Source organism: Succinivibrio sp. (assembly GCF_045124615.1).
In the GTDB taxonomy this organism is placed as follows: Bacteria; Pseudomonadota; Gammaproteobacteria; order Enterobacterales; family Succinivibrionaceae; genus Succinivibrio; species Succinivibrio faecicola.
The window spans coordinates 1-1,050 of sequence record NZ_JBGVMC010000175.1 but is presented as its reverse complement, the minus strand read 5'-3'; the positions used below and the strand labels follow the sequence as shown (position 1 = coordinate 1,050).

General features: G+C 34.5%; 2 protein-coding genes. Both read left to right on the top strand.

All coding sequences use genetic code 11. The annotated features are described in order from the left end of the window. Positions 1-696 (top strand): MurR/RpiR family transcriptional regulator (locus ACJML3_RS04565; RefSeq protein WP_406021005.1); only part of this gene is annotated, 696 nt, incomplete at its 5' end. Positions 697-805: 109 nt separating this feature from the next. Then, positions 806-1,050: hypothetical protein (locus tag ACJML3_RS04560; protein ID WP_406021003.1), on the top strand; the 245-nt coding region annotated here is incomplete at its 3' end.

Here is a 1,050-nt window from a genome sequence, read left to right as displayed (position 1 = left end):
GCCAGAAAATTCGGCTATGAGACTCTAAAGGATTTCAAGATTGCAATCGCTCAGGATTTAGGTGCACAGGATTCTGACAAATCAACTAAAAAATCTGCAATCAACTTAAAAGAAAGTCTTGAAACAACTGCACAGAAACTTTTACAGTTAAACCAGACTCTACTCTCTCAGACTGCTGTTGAAATCGGTTTTGATTCTGTTGCAAAACTTGTAAAAGAAATTGTTCAGGCAAGAAGAGTTTTCTTCTTTGGTATCGGATCATCAGGCTTTTTAGCTCAGGATGCTGCAAGAAAAATAGCCCGTATCGGTATTGATGCAAGATGTTACTCAGACTCCCATGAGATTATGACTCATTCAGCAATTGCAACACCTGACGATCTTGTAATCTATATTTCAAATTCTGGTAAAACTAACGAGCTTGTAAAATCGGCTGCTATCTGCTCAAAAAGAAAAGCTATGATCTGTGCTATTACAGCTGAGACAACATCCCCACTTTATACTTTTACAGATATTACAGTGCTCCATGCTGTACATGATTACGATCTTGCTCATGGATATGCTGATTCAAGACTGAGTGTATTCTTTATTATCGATTTGATTTATATCGAGCTTATCAAGGCTATCGGTGAAAAGGCAATCAAGGTAAAACAAGAAACTCAGCACGCAATAGATTCCTTATTGCCAGATAACAAATAACAACTATCTGATATATAAAGAAAATTATTGCAAAGTTGGCGCAAAACGCCAGTTTAAGACCTCGCAGAAAAAATAAAGGCTGTAAAATTGAAAAAACTGCGAGGTCTTTATGTTCTGTATTATTAAAAAATCTATTTTCTATCTAAAATATCTTCTTTTGCTAACTGCATTTTCAACAGCTATCTTTGCATTCTGCTTTAGCTATTTCTCTTTGTATCTTAATATTTCAGATTCTATTCCTAAAGGACTTTATGTTCTTGAAAAGAGACTGCCTAAAAAGAATGAGCTTGCATTATTTTGCCTAAATAAAGAATTTTCAATAATTGCAAAAGAAAGAAAATATCTATCAAACGG